This is a genomic window from Acidovorax sp. BoFeN1, from assembly GCF_003345135.1.
Taxonomy (GTDB): Bacteria; Pseudomonadota; Gammaproteobacteria; order Burkholderiales; family Burkholderiaceae_C; genus Acidovorax; species Acidovorax defluvii.
Genome location: NZ_QOZT01000182.1, coordinates 1 through 659, shown reverse-complemented (window position 1 = coordinate 659; position 659 = coordinate 1). Strand labels below are relative to the sequence as shown.

The 659-nt window shown below is 61.5% G+C and carries 1 protein-coding gene; it reads left to right on the top strand.

Going from position 1 to position 659, the window contains the following annotated elements:
• A partial coding sequence (locus DTW89_RS19140) for an IS5 family transposase (RefSeq protein WP_114657086.1) occupies positions 1 to 659 on the top strand: 659 nt, incomplete at both ends.

The following is a 659-nucleotide window of genomic DNA, read 5'->3' as shown; positions in this document are numbered from 1 at the left end:
ACAACGGATTCGAGCAGTCGCGCAAGCCCACCCGACGTGAAGAGTTCTTGCGGACCATGGAGACAATAGTGCCTTGGGCCGCCCTGTGCCAGGTGATAGAGCCGCACTACCCCAAGGCCGGCAACGGCCGTCCGCCCATTGGGTTGGAGCGCATGCTGCGCATCCATTTTCTTCAGCACTGGTTCAACCTGGCCGATCTGGCGTGCGAGGAGGCTCTGTATGACAGTGCCAGTCTGCGCCGCTTTGTGGGGATTGACCTGGGCCGCGAACGCGTGCCCGACGCCACCACGCTGCTGAAGTTTCGCAAACTGCTCAATGAGCAAAAACTGGGTGAAGCCCTGTTTGCCAAGGTAGGCCAGCAATTGCAGGAGCGCGGCTTCAAGGTCAACACCGGCACCATCGTGGATGCCACGATCATCGCAGCGCCCAGCTCCACCAAGAACGCCGACAAGGCGCGCGACCCCGATATGCACCAGACCCGCAAAGGCCAGCAATGGTATTTCGGCATGAAGCTGCACATTGGCGTGGACAGCCAAAGCGGGCTGGCGCACAGCGCCGTGGTGACGGCGGCCAACGTGCATGACAAACACCCTCTGCCCAATCTGCTGCATGGCAATGAGCGGCGCGTGTACGGCGACTCGGCCTATGCCAGCCAGAAA